The sequence below is a fragment of the Microbacterium sp. MYb72 genome, from assembly GCF_002979415.1.
In the GTDB taxonomy this organism is placed as follows: domain Bacteria; phylum Actinomycetota; class Actinomycetes; order Actinomycetales; family Microbacteriaceae; genus Microbacterium; species Microbacterium natoriense.
In genome coordinates this window covers 53,366-72,648 of the sequence record NZ_PCOT01000003.1, presented here as the reverse complement: position 1 = coordinate 72,648, position 19,283 = coordinate 53,366, and the positions used below count along the sequence as shown (strand labels likewise).

Below are 19,283 nucleotides of genomic sequence, written 5' to 3'. Positions count from 1 at the left end.
ATACATCGTAACGGGGCACCGGTAGTCTCTTCCCGTGCGCTTGGGAGTCCTCGATATCGGATCGAACACCGTCCATATGCTCGCGGCGGACGTCCGCCCCGGCGGGAGGCCTCTCGCGACGACGAGCGACCGCACCGTGCTGCGGCTCATGCGCTATCTCACCCCGGACGGCGCGATCTCCGAAGAGGGCGTCCTGGCACTCGAGGCCGCGGTCACGCAGGCGCGCAGGGTCGCCGCGGAGGAGCGGGTGGACGAGCTGCTCGCGACGGCCACCAGCGCGGTGCGCGACGCCCACAACGGCGCCGACGTGATCGCGCGCATCGAGAAGGCTCTCGGCCAGCCGCTGCAGGTGCTCGACGGAGAGACCGAGGCCGAGCTGACCTTCCTCGCCGTCCGACGGTGGTTCGGCTGGTCGGCCGGGCAGCTCCTGCTGCTCGACATCGGCGGCGGCTCTCTCGAGATCGCGGCCGGTGGCGACGAGATGCCGGATGCTGCGGCATCCGTCCCCCTGGGCGCCGGTCGGATGACCGTGCAGTTCCTTCCGAACGACCCGCCGGGCGAAGACGACGTCGAGCGTCTGCGCGAGCACGCCAGGGCGACGCTCGCCGAGATCCTCCCCCGGTTCGCGTCGCTCCCCCGCCCCGACCACGTGGTCGGCTCCTCGAAGGCGATCCGCTCGCTCGCGCGGCTCGTCGGCTACCCGGTACCCGGCTGGTCGGGGATCGAGCGGATGCTGCTGCCCCGCGCATCCCTCGGGTCCTGGATCCCCCGGCTGGCGCGCCTCCCCGCATCCGCTCGTCAGGAGCTGCCCGGCATCACGCCCGACCGCACGTTCCAGATCGTCGCTGCCGCCGTCTCCCTGCACACCGCGATGACGGTGCTCGACATCGACGAGCTGGAGGTCTCGCCGTGGGCGCTGCGCGAAGGCGTGCTGCTGCGCTACATCGAGCAGCTCAACTGGAGCAGCGGCGCGGGGCGATGAAGGATCTCGACTCCTTCGACGCGCGGGCGGACCGGAGCGCGCCGCGGGCGCTCGACCGGTCCTCCGATGCGTCGGCGGACTCCGGGACGCCCGTGATCCTCACCGTCTGCACGGGCAACATCTGCCGGTCCCCCCTGGCGGAGACCGTGCTCCGCGCCCGCCTGCACGGGGTCGACGCGACCGTGCACAGCGCAGGCACGCACGCGCCGGTCGGCGCCGAGATGACGGGCATGTCGCAGGAGATCGCCGTGGCGCACGGAGCCTCCCCCGATGACGTCGTGACCCACCGCGCGCGGTGGCTGACCGAGCCGATCGTCGCGGGAGCCGACCTCGTCCTCGCCATGTCCCGCGAGCACCGGACCGCGTCCGTCGAGCTCGCTCCCTCGGCTCTGCGGCGCGCGTTCACCGTGCGGGAGTTCGCCGCGCTCTCCACTGCTCTGGACGACGACGCCATCCGCCGGACCGCGGATGCCGCGGGCACGGCCCCGCGTGCGCGCCTCGCGGCCGTGCTCGCGCTCGTCGCTGGGCGACGAGGGCAGATGCCCCCCGCCAGAACGCAGGACGACGATGTGATCGACCCGTATCGTCGCGATCGCGCCGTGTACGAGGAGTCCGCGTCGCAGCTGATCCCCGCCGTGGACGAGGTCGCCAGAGTCCTGCGAGCCGCGCTGCTCTGAGTGGCCGGTCAGCCGAGCAGCGTCCCGGCGACGATCAACCCGACCCCGCTCAGGTTGAACACGATGTGCACCAGCACCGCGGGCCAGATCCGCCCGGTGAGCACGACGAGCGCGCCGGTCGCGATGCCGAGGAGCGTCAGCGCGACCGCGGCATCCGGCGTCAGAGCCGACACGAGCTGATGCGTCAGGACGAAGAGCACGGTGGTGACGGCGACCGATACGACGCCGGCCCTCCGGATGCCGGCGCCCCGACGATCCGGCGATGCTCTCCGCGCGCTCCGCCTCACCACGCTGAACAGGGCGACGAGGAGAACCCCGCGGAAGAAGAGCTCCTCGATCACGGGGGCCACGATCCCCCCGGCCAGGAGGTCCTCCGCCCACCAGAGCCTCGGCAGCGAGCCGTCCAGGGATGCGTAGGACGGGAGGGCGCCGGAGCCTCCGAACGCGACCGCCGACCATCCCTGCACGATCCGCAGCACGAGGCCGAGGACGACGCCGTAGAGCAGGTCCACAGGGCGGACGGCGAGCAGCCCCCGGGGGATCCCCCTCCGGAACGCGAGGATGACCGGTGTCAGCAGCGCCGCCCACAGCGCGGCCTGGCCCCACACGCCCCCGAAGAGCATCCCGAGCCACGCCCCCAGGAGCATGCCTGCGCCGAGGCCGATCACGCTCCAGCCGAGGAGCTCCCCGTTCCATGCGCGCACGGTCGAGCCGCCGCTCCACCACGCCCTCCGTCGAGGCGCGCGCGAGCGATGCGACGGGTCAACGGCGGAGTCGGTCATCGGGATCCACCGTAGCGCCAACCGGAATATCAGAATGCTGTTCCTATGCGACAATGAACCGCCAAGGGGAACCGACGAGAGGCGACATGGAGCTCAGCGACTACATCCGCATCCTGCGCAAGAGCTGGCTCGCGATCGTGATCGCGACGCTGCTCGGACTCGCCGCCGCCGCCGGATACTCCCTCACCCGCACGCCGATGTACGAGTCGCAGAGCGTGGTCTTCGTGCAGTCGCAGGCGGGCAGCACCGTGACCGAGCTGCAGCAGGGGTCGTCCTTCGCGCAGTCCCGCATCACGACGTACGTCAGCCTGGTGCGCGAACCCGTCGTGATGAACCCCGTGATCACCCAGCTCGGCCTCGACACCTCGGCCGACGACCTGGCCGAGAACGTGAGGTCGTCGAGCCCGCTGAACAGCACGCTGATCCAGATCACGGTGCAGGACCCCGATCCCGTCATGGCGGCCGACATCGCCAACGCGCTCGGTGCGAGCCTCGCCGCGGCTGTGGAGCGCATCGACACCCCCGCCGGCCAGGACCAGAGCGCCATCAAGCTCACCCGGGTGCGGGATGCCGCCGCCGCGTACGCCCCCGTCAGCCCCAACATCCCGCTGAACCTCGCCCTCGGCCTGCTCGTCGGCCTCGCGATCGGCATCGGCATCGCCGTGCTGCGCTCGGTGCTGGACAACCGCGTCCGCTCCCCTCGCGACGTGGAGGAGCTCACCGATCGACCGCTGATCGGCGCCATCCCGCTCGACCCGAAGGCGAAGGAGCGGCCGCTCATCATCCAGGCCGATCCGCTCAACCCTCGCTCCGAGGCGTTCCGCTCGCTGCGCACGAACCTGCAGTTCCTGGAGATGGACGGCGGCCACACGTTCGTCATCACCTCCAGCATCCCCACGGAGGGCAAGTCCACGACGACGCTCAACCTGGCGATCGCGCTCGCCGACAGCGGCAAGCGCGTGGCCCTGGTGGACACGGACCTGCGCAAGCCGAAGGTCGCCGAGTACCTGGGCATCGAGGGCGGCACCGGCCTCACCGACGTCCTGATCGGCCGCGCCAAGGTGTCGGACGTGCTGCTGCCCTGGGGCAACCGCTCGATGTACGTGCTCCCCGCGGGCAAGATCCCGCCGAACCCGAGCGAGCTGCTCGGCTCCGCCCGGATGAAGAAGCTCCTCGACGCGCTGGCCGAGGAGTTCGACGTCGTGCTGTGCGATGCTCCTCCCCTGCTGCCGGTGACGGATGCCGCTGTGCTGTCCCGGGTGACGTCGGGGGCGATCATGGCGGTCGCCGTCGGCAGGACGACGACGCACCAGCTCCAGGGGGCTCTCGACGCCCTCGCGACCGTGGGCGCGAAGGTCGCCGGAGTGGTCCTGACGATGGTCCCGACGAAGGGCGCCGACGCGTACACCTACGGGTACGGGTACGGCTATGGATACGGGTACGGTCACGGCCACAAGGCGGGCGCCTCGTCGGCGTCCTCGGCGGCGAAGAGGCGCTCGACCGGCAAGGCCGTGATGCCTGCGGAGTCGGACTCCGCCGACGCGTTCGACGACCTGCTCAAGCGCGGCTGAGCCGCCAGCACCCCGAGCCCCGGGCGGTTTGTTACATCCGCGTGAAATCCGCGACCTCGAGCACCTTCCGGCATCCCCCGCTCTGCTACTGTTCACGCGGGGGAAATACCAGAATATTACGAGGTCACAGTGACGTCGACACACGACATCGACGCGACGAAGAAGACGCAGGAAGAGAGTGACACCGGGGCGGGCGCAGACAGGAGAGCGCTCGGTTCCGCAGCCGGCAGCACGCGGGCCGGCTTCGACTGGCGCGCGCGCTACGCACGCAACCTCCGGATCACCGATCTCCTCGCGCTCATCTGGGTCGTGTACGGCACGCAGATCGCCTGGCTGGGATTCGGCAACACCTCGGTGCCGACCGACAACCTGCTGGGCGTGGGCAACATCTCCTACTGGCTCTTCTCCGCGGGGCTCGTCATCGCCTGGGCCTGCGCGCTCGGCCTCGCCGACTCCCGCAGCCATCGCGTGATCGGCACCGGAACGACGGAGTACGTCCGGGTCGCGCGCGCCAGCCTCGGCGTCTTCGGCATGATCGCGATCGTCGCCTTCCTGACCAAGTCGGAGGTCGCACGCGGCTACCTGCTGATCAGTCTCCCCGCGGGCATCGTCACGCTCGCGCTCGTCCGGTGGCTCTGGCGCCAGTGGCTGGTGTCCAACCGTCGCGCCGGAGGCTACTCGGCACGCGTCCTCCTCGTGGGATCCGGCGAGTCGGTGACGGCGATCGCCAACGAGCTCCGCCGAGTGTCCGACGCTGGTTACACGGTCGTCGGGGCGTGCATCCCCGGCGCGCGGATCGGGGACCTCGTCCCCGGCACGGACGTCCCCGTCGTCGGCTCCGTCGACGACGTCGAGCTCGGCCTCGTCCGCACGGGCGCCGACACCGTCGCGGTCACCAGCACCGGCGACCTGCCGCCCTCGCGGCTGAAGCAGATCTCCTGGTCTCTGGAGGCCGGGCGACAGCACCTCGTGCTCGCTCCGAGCATCACCGACATCGCGGGGCCGCGCATCCACTCGCGCCCCGTCGCCGGCCTCCCCCTCATCCACGTCGAGATCCCCCGGTTCAGCTCGGGGCAGCGCATCGTCAAACGCACCATGGACATCATCGGCGCGCTCGCGCTCATCGCGCTCTCCTCGCCGCTCCTCCTCGGCGTCGCGATCGCCGTGAAGGCCACGAGCCCCGGCCCCCTCCTCTTCGCCCAGGAGCGGATCGGGCTGAAGGGCACCCCGTTCAGGATGCTGAAGTTCCGATCCATGCGCGTGGGAGCCGACGCCGAGCTCCGCGCCCTGCTCGATGCCCAGGGCACGAGCGAGACGCCGCTGTTCAAGGTGAAGGACGACCCGCGGATCACACCGGTCGGACGGTTCATCCGCAAGTACTCGCTCGACGAGCTGCCGCAGTTCTTCAACGTGCTCGGCGGATCGATGAGCCTCGTCGGCCCCCGCCCCCAGGTGGCCGCCGAGGTCGCCCTGTACTCCGATGCCGCGCGGCGGCGGCTCCTCGCCAGGCCCGGCGTCTCCGGCCTCTGGCAGGTCAGCGGCCGCTCGACCACGACGTGGGAGGAGACGGTCCGCCTCGACCTGTACTACGTGGAGAACTGGTCGCTCCTAGGAGACATCGGCATCCTGCTCAAGACGCTGAGAGCGGTGATCCTGCCGGGGAACAGCGCCCACTAGCGTGCGGCGATCGACCCCGTCAGACGCCCGTCACCGCGACCACGACGCCCGCGACGGCGAGCAGGGCGACGCAGGCGGCCACCGGGAGCGCGATCCTGCGGAGCATCAGCCTGGTGGCGTCCCGCGTGACCGGGTCGGGGTTGAACGAACCCAGCACGGCGGCGACCGCGGCCAGCGTCACGGGAGCGATCGCGTAGACCCAGGACAGCCCCTGAAGGGTGTCCGGTCGCATCACGACGGTCGCGAGCGCCCACAGCACCACAGCGCCGCCTGACGCGGTGAGCAGCCTGATCGCGGAGCCGGTCCGGAGCTGGATGGCCGACGAGGAGTAGTACACGGCGAGCGCCGGCACGGTGAGGCCCAGCGGCGCGGCTACCGCGAGGGGCACGGCGACGCCCGACACCATCGGGAGCACGAGATAGAAGATCAGGGTGATCACGGTGCTCGTCAGCGCGAGGGCGCCGTAGCCGACCGACGAGGCCCGCACAGCCGCGGTCAGCGCGGGGTCGTCGGCCATCTGCATCCGCACCGAGAGCAGCGCGTGGACGGAGTTGATCAGGACGCTGACCATCGTGACGCCGAGGGCGGCCAGATGAGCCTGCTCCAGCAGAGCGGGGGCGCCGGCGACGATGGCCGAGAGCCGGATGCCCTGCATGAGCACGGCGAACAGTGCCAGATGCGGCACCAGCACGGTCGCCATCGCGAGCGTCCTCCCAGCCTCTCCCCCCGGCGCGGACGGATGCGCGGACAGCAGCCCTCGCATCCCGAACCAGATCCCGGCGCACAGCACGGTCATCACGGCGACGGTCGCCGTCGCGGCGAGGTCGAGCGGAAGCCCGAGTCCGGCGAAGAGCATCCACGCCAGCGGCAGGATCGGGTTGAGCAGGCCACCCGCGGCCATCAGGAGAGTCGACTCGCGGATGCGGGCGACTTGCGCCGCGATCAGCCACGTCCCCATCCCCGCCGCATAGGACGCGGTCAGCGCTCCCGTCTCCACGGGGAGGCCCGCGATGCCGACGATGGAGAGCACGATCCCGACCCCGAGCGCGACGGCGAGGATGCCGCAGACGATCCGCAGAGGCACCGCCCACGCGCCTGGGCGCAGATGGCTCCCGTCCGCCCCACGGCGGAACGCGTTGGGGAGCGTAACCGGTATACCGATAGTCAGGGGCAACGCTAGGATGGGGCCCAGCGCGAAGGCCACGATCGCGGGCCCCTGTTCCATCCCACTCGCGATGCGCGGAAGGACCATCCACGCGACCATCCCCGCTCCCGCGGAGGCCAGCTGGATCGCCGCGAAGCGCAGCCTGTGCCACGCAGGACCGACGGTCGCCGATTCGCCCATAGCAGGCCCTTCCCGGAAGGAACGAAGCTTGACCCTCGCACTCCACTGGTGGCGGCCACTCGGCAATCCTCGCACAGCCGCCGGGGAGCTCCTGCGACACGGGTCGGCTTGGGCGCACGCCGTCAGGATGGGTGGTGCTCCCCTCAACTTCGGCGACGAGGCCAGCCGCGTGGCCCTCGGCGAGCTCAGCGGACGCCCGATCAGACGCAGCGGAATCGGCTCCGCGGATGTGCTGGGCGTCGGGTCGATCCTCAACAGGGCGTGGAAGGCGCAGCCCGACGCGACGGTGTTCGGAAGCGGACTCCGCGAGCCCGACCACAGGCCGCTCCCTATGGCCGCCGACCGCATCCTCGCCGTCAGAGGGACCCTGACCCGTGACGCCCTTGGCCTGCCCTCGACGCAGCCCCTCGGCGATCCCGCCCTGGTCGTCGGCGACGTCTACGGAGGCGGCCCGACGATCAGGAAGAGCGCCCCGCTGTTCATCCCCCACTTCACGATGCTCGCCGAGCGCGCCGGTCGCGCTCATCTCTCCGGCATCCGCGCCCGCGGGTGGGACGTGCAGCTGCCGACCACCACCCCTCTCGCCGTGGCGGAGGCCATCCGGAGCGCCCCGGTCGTCGCGACGAACAGCCTCCACGGGGTCGTCTTCGCTCATGCACTGGGCACGCCGGTGGTCGCGGTCGACGTGGCCGGGCACGCCGAACCCGACTTCAAGTACGACGACTACCTGTCGGTGTTCGGGCTGCGGCATCGTCCCACCGACGTCACGGTCGTCGCAGACCTCTCGTCCGCCGCGCTGATCGATCAGGTCGCCGCGCAGACCGAGATCGTACGGGCGGCCCTCCCCGCGCTCGTGACGGGCCTGCACAGGGCGGCGGCGCCGTTGCGGAGCACGTCATGAGCATCGAGGCCGTCGTCGCCCTCGGGATCTGCGCGGTCGTGGCCGCCGCGATCGTCACGACGAGGATAGGACTCGTCGCCACCGTGGCGTACGCCGCCTTCTTCTCCCTCGCCCTCGTGCCGGTGTCGCTGATCTCCGACTCCGGCGCCTTCCACGTGGGGATCGCCGGCTCCTCCCCCGACCTGCGCACCTTCACCCTCGTCATCGCCGTCGGCGCCGTGCTCCTCACCTTCATCGCGAAACCCCCTCTCGTGGGGATCTTCGTCCCGCTGCTGCTCTGGATCGCGATCGGCGCCCTCTTCATCTGGCCCTCCGACCCGCCGGGCATCGCCGGCATCGTGCAGCTCTGCATCGCCGTCCTCGCCTGGGGGATCGGGATGCGCGCGGCCCGCTCCGACCCGGACTCGAGGCTGCGCCGCGGCCTGATCGTCCTGATCGTCATCGTGGTGCTCGCGCACTCCGGAGTCGCCGTGCTGCAGGCGCTGGGTCTGAACATCAACGCCGTGGCCGCCGCCGACCAGGAGATCCTCGGCTCCCGCGTGAACGGGCTCTCGAACCACCCCAACAACCTCGGGAAGATCCTGGTCATCTCGATCGCGCTCCTGCTGAGTCTGCTGAACTCCGCGAAGGACCGCGCCCGGCTCATCTGGATCACGATCGGCATCGCCTTCGTCCCGCTCGTGCTCGCTCAGGGCCGGGCGAACCTCGCCGCGGCCGCGGCGCTCGTGACCGGCTGGGTCCTGCTGCAGCCGTCCCTGCACCTCTCCCGCAAGCTCTCGGTGATCCTGGGCCTCGGCGTCGCAGGTCTCGCCGCCTCCGGTGTGATCATCACCCGGTTCGAGGAGGACCCCACGGGCGGCGTCCGCGGCGAGATCCTCTCGTACGCGGCCCGCATCGTGTCGACGTTCTTCTGGACGGGCACGGGCCCGAACCGCTACACGATCGAGAACGCCCCGCTGACGGGCTCGTTCATCCCCGTCCACAACTCGTTCGTGCTCGCCCTCGCCGAGCTCGGCATCGTCGGCTTCGTCATGCTCTTCGCACCGATCGTCGTCATGACCGTCGCCGCGTGGAGGCGACGCAACCTGGTGTCGGCGAACGGGGACGCCGCCCGCGCGATCGTCGCCAGCGCCCTGCCGATGGTGATGATCGCCTACACGGGCTGGGGGATGCTCGCGACGTCAGTGCTGTCGCTGGGGATGTTCTGCTTCGGGTTCATGTGGGGCCAGGTCACGTCGCGCCCTCCCGTCGGCGAGCGCGATGCGCAGGCTCTCTCCGATGGCGCGGCTGTCGTACGCGTCCGCCGCCCACGCCTGCGCGCGCACGCCTAGCTCCGCTCGCAGCTGCGGCGATCCGTGCAGGCGCTGCACGGCATCCGCCCATTCCGTCGGCGACTCCGCGACGAGGCAGTGGATGCCGTCGACCAGGCCGGCGCGTTCCGCCGAGATCCTCGTCGTCACGATCGCCCTGCCCAGCACGGCCGCCTCGATCAGCTTCATCTGCACGCCCGTGGCCATCTGGATCGGGACGATGCACACGTCCGCGGCGGCGTAGTAGGGCGCCACCTCGTCGACCGCGCCGATCAGCTCGACCCCGTCGGCGACGAGCGCACGGACATCGGGGCCGGCGCCGCGCCCGACGATGTACAGCGTTCCCGCCGCACCGCGCCTGCGCAGTTCGGGGACCACGTGCTGGACGTACCACGCGAGCGCCTCGCGATTCGCCCGGTACGACAGCCGTCCGACGAACAGCGCCGATGACGGAGCCAGCCTCACCTCCGCGCCGTCGCCCGGCGAGAGGTCGAGAGCGTGCGGCGAGCGCACGAGGCGGACGACCCCGTCCGGACGCAGCTCCGCGGGAGACGAGACGAGAACCGCGTCGGCTTCGTCGACGACCTGCTCCTCCGCGCGGCTCAGCCGGCCGGCCTCGATCCTCGCGATGACACGCCACAGCGGATTGCGGCCGGTGGCGAGCAGCTGGCGGTAGTAGTCGCTACGGAACTCGTCGAGGTCGACGACGCGCATCCCCCGCGCCAGCGGCAGGAAGTTCGCCGAGCGGATGACGTTGAAGAAGACGATGTCGGGCGCGGTGTCGGCGATGGCGCGTCTGATCGCGGCGTCGGCTTTCCGCGCTCCGGTGAACGCCTGCTGCAGAGGCCGCCGCGAGAACACGGCGCATGCAGCGCGGGCGAGCCCGCCGATCCTGCCGAGACGCACGACGCGGATGTCGGTGTGCTCGGGGAGGAGGGCGATCAGTTCGTGCACGTCCGCGGAGTCCTGGGCCGACCAGACGAGGAGGAGCGCGGTGACGTCGTAGTCCTCGGCGAGCGCCTTCAAGATGCCGAGGCTGCGCGGGCGCTGCCGAGACGGCACCCACGGCGCGACGAAGAGGAGCCGCTCCCGTCCCTGCGATTCCCCATCGTCCACACCCGCTCCTTCGATGCCGAGGTCACTCACCCTGCGAGACTACGCGGTGCCGAGGCATCCGATATACCAATACGACTATCGTGTCCCTGTGACCTCCGCGCCCCGCACCTCCCGTCGCCGACGCCGGGCCGGGCGCATCTCCGCCTGGGTGTTCGGCGGCATCCTGCTCGCCGCCGCCGTGTGCGCGGTGTGGATCGGCATCCGCGGTTCCCTCGCCTACCAGCACTTGGAGAGCGCGAGCGAGGCGGCGGCCGAGGCACCCTCCGTGCTGGCGGATCCCTCGGCGGCGCCCGCCCTCATCCGACGCATCGCCGACGACACCTCTGCCGCACGCGCCCTCACGGGCGACGCGATATGGAAGGCCGGCGAGCACGTGCCCTGGATCGGGCCGCAGCTGGCCGCCGTGTCGACGGTGTCCGCAGCCCTCGACGACATCGCGTCGCACGCCCTGACCCCGCTCTCGCACATCGCGGCGACGTCCTCGCTCGACAGCATCCGCCCGAAGGAGGGAGTGATCGACCTCGCGCCCTTCACAGAGATCGCCCCCGCCGCGGCGACGAGTGCGGACGCGCTGGCCGCTGCACGCGAGACGATCGGCGACATCGATCCCGCCCCCCTGATCTCCCCCGTCCGCGCGGCCGTGGCACAGGTCTCCGATCTCGTCACCGGCGCCCACGAGGGCGTCGACGCCCTGCGTCGCGCCTCGGCTCTCGCACCGTCGATGCTCGGCGTCGACGGCCCGCGCGACTACCTGGTCGTCCTGCAGAACAACGCGGAGTGGCGCTCCCTCGGCGGGATCGCCGGAGCGATGCTGCAGCTGCACGTCGACGGCGGGCGCCTGACTCTCGTCACCCAGAGCTCCTCGTCCGACTTCCCGATCTACGCAGACCCCGTGCTCCCGCTCAGCGAGGAGGAGACGCAGCTCTTCGGCACGCAGCCGGGGCGCTTCGTGCAGAACGTCACTCAGATCCCCGATTTCACCCGCGGCGCCCCCGTCGCGCGGGAGATGTGGCTGCGGCAGACGGGCGTCGAGGTCGACGGGGTCATCGCACTCGATCCCGTCGCGCTGTCGTACCTGCTTGCGGCGACCGGCCCCGTGACGCTCCCGACCGGCGACGTGCTCACCGGCGAGAACGCGGTCGACCTGCTGCTCAGCGGGGTCTACGAGCGCTATCGAGAACCCCGGGAGCAGGATGCGTTCTTCGCCGCATCCGCCGGTGCGGTCTTCGATGCGCTCGCCTCGGGGGCGGGGTCGCCCGCGAGTCTCCTCGAGGCGCTGGCCCGCGCCGGGTCCGAGCATCGGGTGCTGGTGTGGAACCAGGATCCTGCGGAGCAGTCCGTCCTCGACGGCACGACGCTGCAGGGCGCCTTGCCCGAGACCGACGCGACGACGACCGCGTTCGGGGTCTACGTCAACGATGCGACCTCGTCGAAGATGGACATCCACCAGACGCTCGAGACGCAGACGACGTGGTGGTGCGGGGCGGACCAGGCGCAGACCACCGTGACGATCCGCAACACCGCGCCCGCCGATGCCGCCGACCTCCCGAGCTACGTCACAGGCGGCGGCAGCCACGGCGTCCCGCCCGGTCAGGTGAAGACCGCCGTCTATGTGTACCTGCCCCAGGGCTCGACCCTGCTGTCGACGGATGCGGCAGGAGACGCGGTCACCCCCGGCATCGGAAGCGGAGTGGATGCCGGCCGTGACGTGTTGTTGTGGAGCGTTCAGCTCGCTCCGGGACAGACCGCGACCTTGACGGTGCGCGTGCGGACTCCGCACACTCCCGTGCTCCTCATCCGAGTGACCCCGACGATCGGCCAGGCCTCTCAGACCATTGGCCAGAGGACTCCGACGAATGGCCAGGAGGAGTCCTCGGCCATTGCACAGGGTTGCGATATTCCGGGATAGTGATATTTAGGAGGGGGGCTTCTGGTGGGAGACCATCGCGGCTCCCCGCCTCGCTTAACGCTCGGAACCCTCACAGCCCTCCGAGTTCTTGCCCCACTCCCCAGAGAGGCCCCGCCATGAAGCGCAGTTTCATCAAGGCAGCCGCCACGACCGCTCTCGTCGCCGGCGCACTGCTCCTCACTCCGGCCTTCGCCGGCGCAACGTCGTACACCCCTCCGTCCACCGGAACCGTCAGTGCGGCCACCGTCGCACCTGGGGGCACGTTCACCTTCTCCGCCCCCGCGGAGATCTTCGCCCCCGGCGAGAGCGTCACCATCAGCCTCACCGGCGAGAACGCCCTGGGCGCCTCGCTCGGCTTCGTGAAGTTCGCGATCGAGACCAAGGCTCTCGGCACCGTGACCGCCGGCAGCAACGGCGGCCTCGGAGCGGTCAGCATCACGCTCCCCTCCAACGCCTCCGGCCGCTACTCGGTGCTGGCGACCTCGGAATCCAACCCGACCGGCATCGCCGCGTACGTCAGCACGGACGCGGGCGCGGGCACGGGGACCGGCGATGACGGCCTCGCCGCCACCGGAGCCGACAGCTCCGCGCTCCTGCCCATCTGGATCGGCGGAGGCGCGCTCGTCCTGGCCGGCGGCGGCCTCGCCGTCGCCGCGACGGTTCGCCGCAACCGCAAGCACGAAGCAGCCTGACCCGACGAAGAAAGGGGGTCCGGTCGAGAGACCGGACCCCCTCTTCTCGTCAGCGCCAGAAGTCAGAGAGCCCGCCTGCGAGCTCGAACCCCTGGGAGCGGCCGAGCAGCGCCGCTTCCGGGCGCAGGGTCAGGTCCATCGCCGATGCTCCGAACAGATGCACGGCGCCGTCACCGGGGACGATCACCTCGACGCGACTCCCCGTGGAGCGCAGCTCCTCGACCTGAGTGACGAGGTCGCTTCCCCACTCGATCGGATGCCGCGACCGCCCGCCGAACGGTGAGAGCACGAGGACGCGCTCGCACCCGGCTGCCAGATCGGCGTTCTCATTGCGACGATAGCCGCCGTCCAGATAGCGCTCCTCGCCGATCGCGTACGCGAACCCGCTCGAGCAGCTCGCCGCGACGGCATCCGCCAGCTCGACACCGCTCTCCCGCGTGAACACCACCGGCTCGCCCGTGCGCGCGTCGACAGCGGTGATGCGCAGCTCCCGATCAGGCCAGTCCTGGCGCGGGAGCCTCCTCGCGACCATCTCGCGCCACCGCGTGGAGCGCGACCCGTCCTGGTCCATCGCCAAAGCGGCCTCACCGAGCCTGCGGCGCAGATCCTCGATGTCGGCGGAGGCGGCGATGATGTCGGCCGTCCTCGCCATGCCCTCCGCTGCCGCCCTGGTCCGGTCGGGCCCAGTGCCCTGCGGGATCGGAACCAGCGATGCCGCGTACAGCTCTCCCACAGCGCCCGACAGCGCCTGGACGGCCGTCGTCGACCCCGCGGATGTGCCGACGACCACATCCGCGTCCGTGACGTCGAGCCCGCCGTCCGCGATGCCGGCGAGGACGCCGAGAGCCCAGGCGTTGCCCGTGGACCCGCCGCCTCCGATGACCAGCGCCGTTCCGCTCATATCCCCTCCGCACCGCCTCGGATACGACAAAGCGGACGGAGGCCTTCCGGCATCCGTCCGCTTCCTCTCATGATGTTCAGAGTGCGAGACGCTCGCGCACGACATCGGCGAGGCGCTCGGCGTAGGTCTGCACCGATTCGGCATCCGCCGCCTCGACCATGACCCGCACCAGCGGCTCCGTGCCGGACTTGCGCAGCAGGACGCGTCCGGTGTCGCCGAGTTCGGCCTCCACCTCGCGAACGGCCGCCTGCACGACCTCGTCGCCCTCCAGGGCGTCCTTGTCGACGCCCCGCACGTTGATGAGCACCTGAGGATAGACCTTCATGACGCTCGCGAGCTCGGCGATCGACTTCTTCTGCCGCGCCATCTCGCTCACCAGGTGCAGACCGGTCAGCAGGCCGTCTCCGGTGGTGGCGAACTCGCTCATGATCACGTGGCCCGACTGCTCGCCGCCGAGCGCGTATCCGCCCTCGTTCATGTCTTCGAGCACATAGCGGTCGCCGACGGCGGTCTGCCGCACGGTGATCCCCTGCTCGCGCATGGCGACGTGCAGACCGAGGTTGCTCATCACGGTCGCGACGAGGGTGTCGTCGGTGAGGTGCCCGCGCTCCTTCATCGACACCGCGAGGATCGCCATGATCTGATCGCCGTCGATGACGTTGCCCTGGGCGTCGACCGCGAGGCAGCGATCGGCGTCGCCGTCGTGGGCGATGCCGATGTCGGCGCCCAGCCGGACGACGGCCTCGGCGAGGTTGTCGAGGTGGGTCGAGCCCACGCCGTCGTTGATGTTCAGACCGTCGGGGTCGGCCCCGATGACGGTCACGTTCGCGCCCGCGTCTCGGAACGTCTCGGGTGAGACCCCCGCGGCCGCACCGTGCGCGCAGTCCAGCACCACGTGGATGCCGTCGAGCTGATGCGGCAGCGAACCGAGCAGGTGCACCACGTAGCGGTCCTCGGCATCCGCGAATCGGATGATGCGTCCGACGCCCGCGCCCGTCGGACGGAGCTTCTCGTCGGCCATCGCGGCCTCGATGCGCTCCTCCACGACGTCGGGGAGCTTGACCCCGCCTCGGGCGAAGATCTTGATCCCGTTGTCAGGAGCGGGGTTGTGCGACGCCGAGATCATGACGCCGAAGTCGGCATCCCTGTCGGCGACGAGGAATGCGAGTGCCGGAGTCGGGATGACCCCGGCCTCGAGCACGTCGACGCCGGAGGACGCGAGCCCCGCGGCGACCGCCGCGGTGAGGAAGTGGCCGGAGACCCGGGGGTCGCGTGCCACAACTGCGGTGAGTCGCTTGCCTTCGGCTTTGCGAGCCTCCGCAGTACGGCCCTGGCCCAGGACGACAGCAGTCGCCTGGGCCAGGGTGAGCGCCAGATCGGCGGTGAGGATGCCATTGGCAAGTCCTCGCACGCCGTCCGTGCCAAAGATCGGCATCGGTCGGATGGACCTTAACGCTTCGAGTACTGAGGCGCCTTGCGGGCCTTCTTGAGACCGGCCTTCTTGCGCTCCTTGACGCGAGCGTCACGGGAGAGGAAGCCGGCCTTCTTCAGGGTCGGGCGGTTGTTCTCGGCGTCGATCTCGTTCAGCGCACGGGCGATGCCGAGGCGGAGCGCACCGGCCTGACCCGAGGGGCCACCACCGGAGATGCGGGCGATGACGTCGTAGCCGCCGGCGAGGTTGAGGACCGTGAACGGGTCGTTGATCAGCTGCTGGTGCAGCTTGTTCGGGAAGTAGTCCTCGAGGGTACGGCCGTTGACCGTGATGGTGCCGGCGCCGGGGATCAGACGCACGCGGGCGATGGCCTGCTTGCGACGACCAACGGCGGCACCCGGGACGCTCAGCACGGGGCGGGGAGCCGCCTCGACTGCTTCGGTCTCGGGAGTCGACGTCGAGAAGTTCTGGAGGTTTTCGGTGGTGTCCTGGATGTCAGCCACGAGTATGTCCTTAAGTCTTTACGGCGCTTACTGGGCGACCTGGTCGAGGGTGTACGGCGTCGGCTGCTGCGCGGCGTGCGGGTGCTCTGCACCGACGTACACCTTGAGCTTCGACAGCTGCTGACGGCCCAGGCTGTTCTTGGGGAGCATGCCACGGATGGCCTTCTCCACAGCGCGGACCGGGTTCTTCTCGAGGAGCTCGGCGTAGGTGACCGACTTCAGGCCGCCCGGGTAACCCGAGTGGCGGTAGGCCAGCTTCTTCTGGAGCTTCTGACCGGTGAGCGCGACCTTGTCGGCGTTCACGATGATGACGAAGTCACCCGAGTCGATGTGGTTGGCGAAGGTCGGCTTGTGCTTGCCACGCAGGAGCGTAGCGGCGTGCGAAGCCAGACGGCCGAGAACGACGTCAGTGGCGTCGATGACGACCCAGTCACGCTGGACCTCGCCGGCCTTCGGGGTGTAAGTGCGCGTCACGATAGTGCTGCTTTCTTGTTCGAACGGAGAAGTTCGTGAATCCCACTCCGGGGTGGTTCTCTCCCCAGGGGGAGGAACACGCCAGTGGAGGGCTCACGTTCGCGGCACTCGGCAGTCGAGTACCAAAGTGACAGCTTACGTCATCGTAGCCGGTTCCCCAAAACCGCGCCTCCCTGCCGGAGAGCCCGTCTCCGTCAGGGAGGTCGGCGAGGCGCCTCGCCTCAGCCGATGGCGACGCGCTCACCCGGCGTGAGGATGCGCAGCCGACCGGCGCTCCCCGCGTGCTCGAACATGCCGATGAGACGCTCACGGGTCTCCGAGAAGTGGAACCATCCCTCTGCGTGCACGGGCACGATGATCGCGCCGGCCAGCGCCTCGGCCGCTTCGAGCGCGGTGCGGGCGTTGAAGGTGAGGTCGACGTCGCCGAACCTGCCGACGTTGGCCGCACCGGTGAAGAGCACGGCGACCTCGATGCGCGGGAAGCGCTCGGCGATCTCGCGCACGAGGGCGACGGAGGCGTTGTCTCCCGACACGTACACGGTCGGCTCGCCCGCCGCCTCGAGGATGAAGCCGGTGACGACGCCGGTGAGCGCCTCGGCTCCCTCCGGACCGTGCAGCGCCGGCACCGCCGTGATCACGGCGTCGCCGACGCGGTGCTGCTGCCACGGGTCGAGACCGATGACGTGCGGGATGCGCTGGGCCGAGTCCGGTGTGCCGAGCACCAGGGGGACCTCGGCGAGCAGCGCGCGCCCCGCGGAGTCCAGGTTGTCCTCGTGCTGGTCGTGGGAGAGCAGCACGACGTCGACGGGGCCGAGATCCGCGGCGGCGACCGCGGGGCCGACGAGCTTGTGCAGCGTGATCGGACCGGGGTAGGCGCCGGGCTCGTCGAACGTCGGGTCCGTGAGGATCGAGAGTCCCGCATAGGTGAAGTGGAGCGTCGGGCCGCCGATCAGAAGGGCTGGGATCTGTGTCATGGCATCAGTCTTCGGCATCCGTCGCGGTCGATCCAGTGGCCTTGAGGAATCTCTTCGATAGGATCAGGCCATGAGGAGACGAACCGTCGCGGTGCTCGCATTCCCGCAGATCAGCCCCTTCCACCTGTCGGTGCCGACGCTCGTGTTCGGCGGCGCGGGGCTCGACGGCGTCGAGGGCCTCTACGACGTCGCCGTGTGCGCGGAGCACCCAGGGTCCATGCCCACCGGTGCGGGGTACGCGATCCAGGTGGACGCGGGGCTGGAGACGATGTCCGTCGCCGACCTCGTCGTCATCCCGAGCTGGCGCGAGGGCATGACGCCCTCCCCCGCCCTTCTCGACGCCGTCACGTCGGCCCACGCCCGCGGCGCCAGGGTGGTGGGGCTCTGCCTCGGGACGTTCGTCGTGTCGGCATCCGGCATCGCCGACGGCCGGGAGGTCTCCACGCACTGGGCCGCCGCGGCGAGGCTGACCTCGGAGCAGCCGCAGGTCGAGGTCCGCGACGACGTGCTGTGGACCGACCTGGGCGACGTCATCACGTCGGCCGGCGCCGCAGCCGCCCTGGACTGCTGCCTGCACATCGTGCGCTCCGACCACGGCGCCACAGCCGCGACCGCCCTGGCGAGGGCGCTCGTGCTGGCGCCGCACCGCACCGGCTCGCAAGCGCAGTACATCCCGGCGCCGGTGGTCGCGGCCTCCGCGGACGATCCGATCGGACGCGCGATGATCTGGGCGCGGGCCCGCCTCACCGAGGTCTTCGATCTCGACGAGTGGGCAGAGGCCGTGCACCTCTCGCGGAGGACGTTCACGCGGCGATTCCGCGAGCGCACGGGCACGAGCCCGCAGCAGTGGCTGCTGGATCAGCGGGTGGACGCCGCCCGCACCCTGCTCGAGAGCTCGGACGAGTCGGTCGACCGCATCGCGGAGCTCGCCGGATTCGGAAGCGCGGTGTCGCTGCGCCTGCACTTCCGTCAGCGCCTGGGTGTCAGCCCGGCGGCGCACCGCTCGACGTTCCGGGTCGGGGCCGCATGAACCGGGGCGTGTCTCACCGGCCTGCATCGGGCGTCTTTGCGAAGCTGGTGTCGTCTGCGCACCGAGGGAGGACTCGCCCATGAGGGAACGGCTGATCGTGACGGCGTGGTTGTACGGCGGACCGGCGCATGGAGACTCCATGGACGTGCCCACACCGCTGCCCGCGACCCTCGGCTCGGATCGTTGGGGCGATGGCGTGTATGCACGAATCGGTCCCGAACTCGATGAGCTCGGGCGTCATCAGACGACGTGGTGCTACCGCTGGAGAGATGATCTGGAACTCGACGCACCGCGCGAGTAGCGACGGTCCTCGTCCGATCCGCCTCAGTCGAGTCGTGCGGTCACCAGGATCGGGCGATGGTCGCTCATGCCCTGAGGCAGGGTCGTGACACGTTCGATCTCGAACCCCGAAGAGGTCGCGAAGTCGTAGTGCCCGCGGAACACGCGATACCGCGTGTACGTGTGATCGTCGCTGAGGGTGAGCGCGTAGCCGTGCTCACGCACGGCGTCGCCGAGGTTCTCCTTGAACACGGGGTAGTTGTAGTCGCCGACCATGAGCTGCGGGAGTCCGGCGCCGAGCGCGGCGAGCTGGGTGAGCGCGGCGCGGATCTGATGCCTCCGCAGCGAGTTCAGCGCCGTGAGCGGTGCCGCATGGAAGGACGCCACGATCAGCTCGCGTCCCTCGTCGATCTCGAGCAGTCTCACCCCGAGAACCCTCTCGTGGGCGGGTTTCGCGATGCGGTCGTGCAGCGACTTCTTCAGCTCGAGGGTCTTCACGCCCAGCACCCGGAACGTGCTCGCGCGGTAGTACAGGGCGAGGCCGAGGCGATTGCCCTGGGTCGCCTCGGCGAGCACGAGGTCTCCGATGCGCTCGGGGAGCTCCTGCACATCGCACTCCTGCAGGCAGAGGACGTCGGGATCGTGCACGCCGACCAGCTCGACGAGCTCGCTCGCGGCGCGATGCTTCTGGAGGTTGTAGGAGATGACCTTCATGACACTGACACGCT

At 70.3% G+C, this 19,283-nt stretch carries 17 protein-coding genes and 1 pseudogene; 9 read left to right on the top strand and 9 right to left on the bottom strand.

What is annotated here, in order from left to right; all coding sequences use genetic code 11:
• The first annotated feature begins 34 nt into the window (after window positions 1-34).
• Complete coding sequence (locus tag CQ047_RS02450; protein ID WP_105672690.1) at window positions 35-982, top strand: Ppx/GppA phosphatase family protein; 948 nt, start codon at window positions 35-37, stop codon at window positions 980-982.
• Window positions 979-1,659, top strand: a complete 681-nt coding sequence (locus tag CQ047_RS02445; protein ID WP_105672689.1) for a low molecular weight phosphatase family protein — start codon at window positions 979-981, stop codon at window positions 1,657-1,659. The genes CQ047_RS02450 and CQ047_RS02445 overlap by 4 nt, the downstream gene beginning before the upstream one ends.
• 8 nt (window positions 1,660-1,667) lie before the next feature.
• On the opposite strand, the gene CQ047_RS02440 is transcribed toward CQ047_RS02445, so the two are convergent.
• The gene (locus CQ047_RS02440; RefSeq protein ID WP_105672688.1) at window positions 1,668-2,441 is read right to left on the bottom strand and encodes a CPBP family intramembrane glutamic endopeptidase; all 774 of its coding nucleotides are present in this window, start codon (window positions 2,439-2,441) and stop codon (window positions 1,668-1,670) included.
• An 86-nt stretch (window positions 2,442-2,527) separates the two neighbouring features.
• On the opposite strand from CQ047_RS02440, the gene CQ047_RS02435 reads away from it, so the two are divergent.
• Together CQ047_RS02435 and CQ047_RS02430 are read left to right on the top strand one after the other, a co-directional pair.
• Complete coding sequence (locus CQ047_RS02435) at window positions 2,528-4,012, top strand: polysaccharide biosynthesis tyrosine autokinase (protein ID WP_105672687.1); 1,485 nt, start codon at window positions 2,528-2,530, stop codon at window positions 4,010-4,012.
• Window positions 4,013-4,141: 129 nt separating this feature from the next.
• Entirely contained in the window at window positions 4,142-5,689 is a 1,548-nt protein-coding gene (locus CQ047_RS02430) for a sugar transferase (RefSeq protein ID WP_105672686.1), read from the top strand.
• A gap of 19 nt (window positions 5,690-5,708) precedes the next feature.
• Here the strand turns inward: CQ047_RS02430 and CQ047_RS02425 are convergent, their stop codons facing one another.
• A complete protein-coding gene (locus CQ047_RS02425; protein WP_146114257.1) occupies window positions 5,709-6,773 on the bottom strand; it encodes a hypothetical protein in 1,065 nt (354 codons plus the stop codon).
• Between the two features lie 289 nt (window positions 6,774-7,062).
• Here CQ047_RS02425 and CQ047_RS02420 point away from each other — a divergent pair, with 289 nt between their 5' ends.
• Both CQ047_RS02420 and CQ047_RS19210 read left to right on the top strand, forming a co-directional pair.
• Complete coding sequence (locus CQ047_RS02420; protein ID WP_181155812.1) at window positions 7,063-7,935, top strand: polysaccharide pyruvyl transferase family protein; 873 nt, start codon at window positions 7,063-7,065, stop codon at window positions 7,933-7,935.
• Window positions 7,932-9,266 (top strand): O-antigen ligase, encoded by a 1,335-nt coding sequence (locus tag CQ047_RS19210; RefSeq protein ID WP_105672683.1) that lies wholly within the window; start codon window positions 7,932-7,934, stop codon window positions 9,264-9,266. The genes CQ047_RS02420 and CQ047_RS19210 overlap by 4 nt, the downstream gene beginning before the upstream one ends.
• Window positions 9,267-9,278: 12 nt before the next feature.
• On the opposite strand, the pseudogene CQ047_RS19205 reads toward CQ047_RS19210, so the two are convergent.
• A pseudogene (locus CQ047_RS19205) lies at window positions 9,279-9,959 on the bottom strand (glycosyltransferase family 4 protein); the annotation flags it as partial.
• A gap of 490 nt (window positions 9,960-10,449) precedes the next feature.
• Between CQ047_RS19205 and CQ047_RS02405 the strand changes: the two are divergent.
• Together CQ047_RS02405 and CQ047_RS02400 are read left to right on the top strand one after the other, a co-directional pair.
• The gene (locus CQ047_RS02405; RefSeq protein ID WP_181155811.1) at window positions 10,450-12,270 is read left to right on the top strand and encodes a DUF4012 domain-containing protein; all 1,821 of its coding nucleotides are present in this window, start codon (window positions 10,450-10,452) and stop codon (window positions 12,268-12,270) included.
• Between the two features lie 116 nt (window positions 12,271-12,386).
• Window positions 12,387-12,962 (top strand): cell wall protein, encoded by a 576-nt coding sequence (locus CQ047_RS02400; RefSeq protein ID WP_105672680.1) that lies wholly within the window; start codon window positions 12,387-12,389, stop codon window positions 12,960-12,962.
• A gap of 49 nt (window positions 12,963-13,011) precedes the next feature.
• Here CQ047_RS02400 and CQ047_RS02395 read toward each other — a convergent pair whose 3' ends face one another.
• The 5 genes from CQ047_RS02395 to CQ047_RS02375 all read right to left on the bottom strand — a co-directional run bounded on the left by CQ047_RS02395 (window position 13,012) and on the right by CQ047_RS02375 (window position 17,246).
• Window positions 13,012-13,863 carry a patatin-like phospholipase family protein gene (locus CQ047_RS02395; RefSeq protein WP_105672679.1) on the bottom strand — a complete coding sequence of 284 codons (852 nt, stop codon included), beginning with the start codon at window positions 13,861-13,863 and terminating at the stop codon, window positions 13,012-13,014.
• A 76-nt stretch (window positions 13,864-13,939) separates the two neighbouring features.
• On the bottom strand, window positions 13,940-15,298 hold the full coding sequence (gene glmM, locus CQ047_RS02390) for a phosphoglucosamine mutase (protein ID WP_105672678.1): 1,359 nt from the start codon (window positions 15,296-15,298) through the stop codon (window positions 13,940-13,942).
• A gap of 14 nt (window positions 15,299-15,312) precedes the next feature.
• Window positions 15,313-15,798, bottom strand: coding sequence for a 30S ribosomal protein S9 (gene rpsI, locus CQ047_RS02385; RefSeq protein WP_105672677.1), 486 nt, complete (start codon window positions 15,796-15,798; stop codon window positions 15,313-15,315).
• Window positions 15,799-15,825: 27 nt separating this feature from the next.
• Window positions 15,826-16,272: a 50S ribosomal protein L13 gene (gene rplM, locus CQ047_RS02380; protein ID WP_105672676.1), complete on the bottom strand. Its 447-nt coding sequence runs from the start codon at window positions 16,270-16,272 to the stop codon at window positions 15,826-15,828.
• 221 nt (window positions 16,273-16,493) lie between these two features.
• The gene (locus tag CQ047_RS02375; RefSeq protein ID WP_258132444.1) at window positions 16,494-17,246 is read right to left on the bottom strand and encodes an MBL fold metallo-hydrolase; all 753 of its coding nucleotides are present in this window, start codon (window positions 17,244-17,246) and stop codon (window positions 16,494-16,496) included.
• A 70-nt stretch (window positions 17,247-17,316) separates the two neighbouring features.
• Here CQ047_RS02375 and CQ047_RS02370 point away from each other — a divergent pair, with 70 nt between their 5' ends.
• Window positions 17,317-18,276, top strand: a complete 960-nt coding sequence (locus CQ047_RS02370; RefSeq protein ID WP_105672674.1) for a GlxA family transcriptional regulator — start codon at window positions 17,317-17,319, stop codon at window positions 18,274-18,276.
• 324 nt (window positions 18,277-18,600) lie between these two features.
• Here the strand turns inward: CQ047_RS02370 and CQ047_RS02365 are convergent, their stop codons facing one another.
• Complete coding sequence (locus tag CQ047_RS02365) at window positions 18,601-19,269, bottom strand: endonuclease/exonuclease/phosphatase family protein (RefSeq protein ID WP_105672673.1); 669 nt, start codon at window positions 19,267-19,269, stop codon at window positions 18,601-18,603.
• Between the last annotated feature and the right edge of the window lie 14 nt (window positions 19,270-19,283).

Bases quoted from the DNA above. Each gene is read 5' to 3' on its own strand.
- CQ047_RS02445 (WP_105672689.1), top strand. From the start codon at position 979: ATGAAGGATCTCGACTCCTTCGACGCGCGGGCGGACCGGAGCGCGCCG.
- CQ047_RS02440 (WP_105672688.1), bottom strand. From the start codon at position 2,441: ATGACCGACTCCGCCGTTGACCCGTCGCATCGCTCGCGCGCGCCTCGA.
- CQ047_RS02435 (WP_105672687.1), top strand. From the start codon at position 2,528: ATGGAGCTCAGCGACTACATCCGCATCCTGCGCAAGAGCTGGCTCGCG.
- CQ047_RS19210 (WP_105672683.1), top strand. From the start codon at position 7,932: ATGAGCATCGAGGCCGTCGTCGCCCTCGGGATCTGCGCGGTCGTGGCC.
- CQ047_RS02400 (WP_105672680.1), top strand. From the start codon at position 12,387: ATGAAGCGCAGTTTCATCAAGGCAGCCGCCACGACCGCTCTCGTCGCC.
- CQ047_RS02395 (WP_105672679.1), bottom strand. From the start codon at position 13,863: ATGAGCGGAACGGCGCTGGTCATCGGAGGCGGCGGGTCCACGGGCAAC.
- glmM (WP_105672678.1), bottom strand. From the start codon at position 15,298: ATGCCGATCTTTGGCACGGACGGCGTGCGAGGACTTGCCAATGGCATC.
- CQ047_RS02375 (WP_258132444.1), bottom strand. From the start codon at position 17,246: ATGACACAGATCCCAGCCCTTCTGATCGGCGGCCCGACGCTCCACTTC.
- CQ047_RS02370 (WP_105672674.1), top strand. From the start codon at position 17,317: ATGAGGAGACGAACCGTCGCGGTGCTCGCATTCCCGCAGATCAGCCCC.
- CQ047_RS02365 (WP_105672673.1), bottom strand. From the start codon at position 19,269: ATGAAGGTCATCTCCTACAACCTCCAGAAGCATCGCGCCGCGAGCGAG.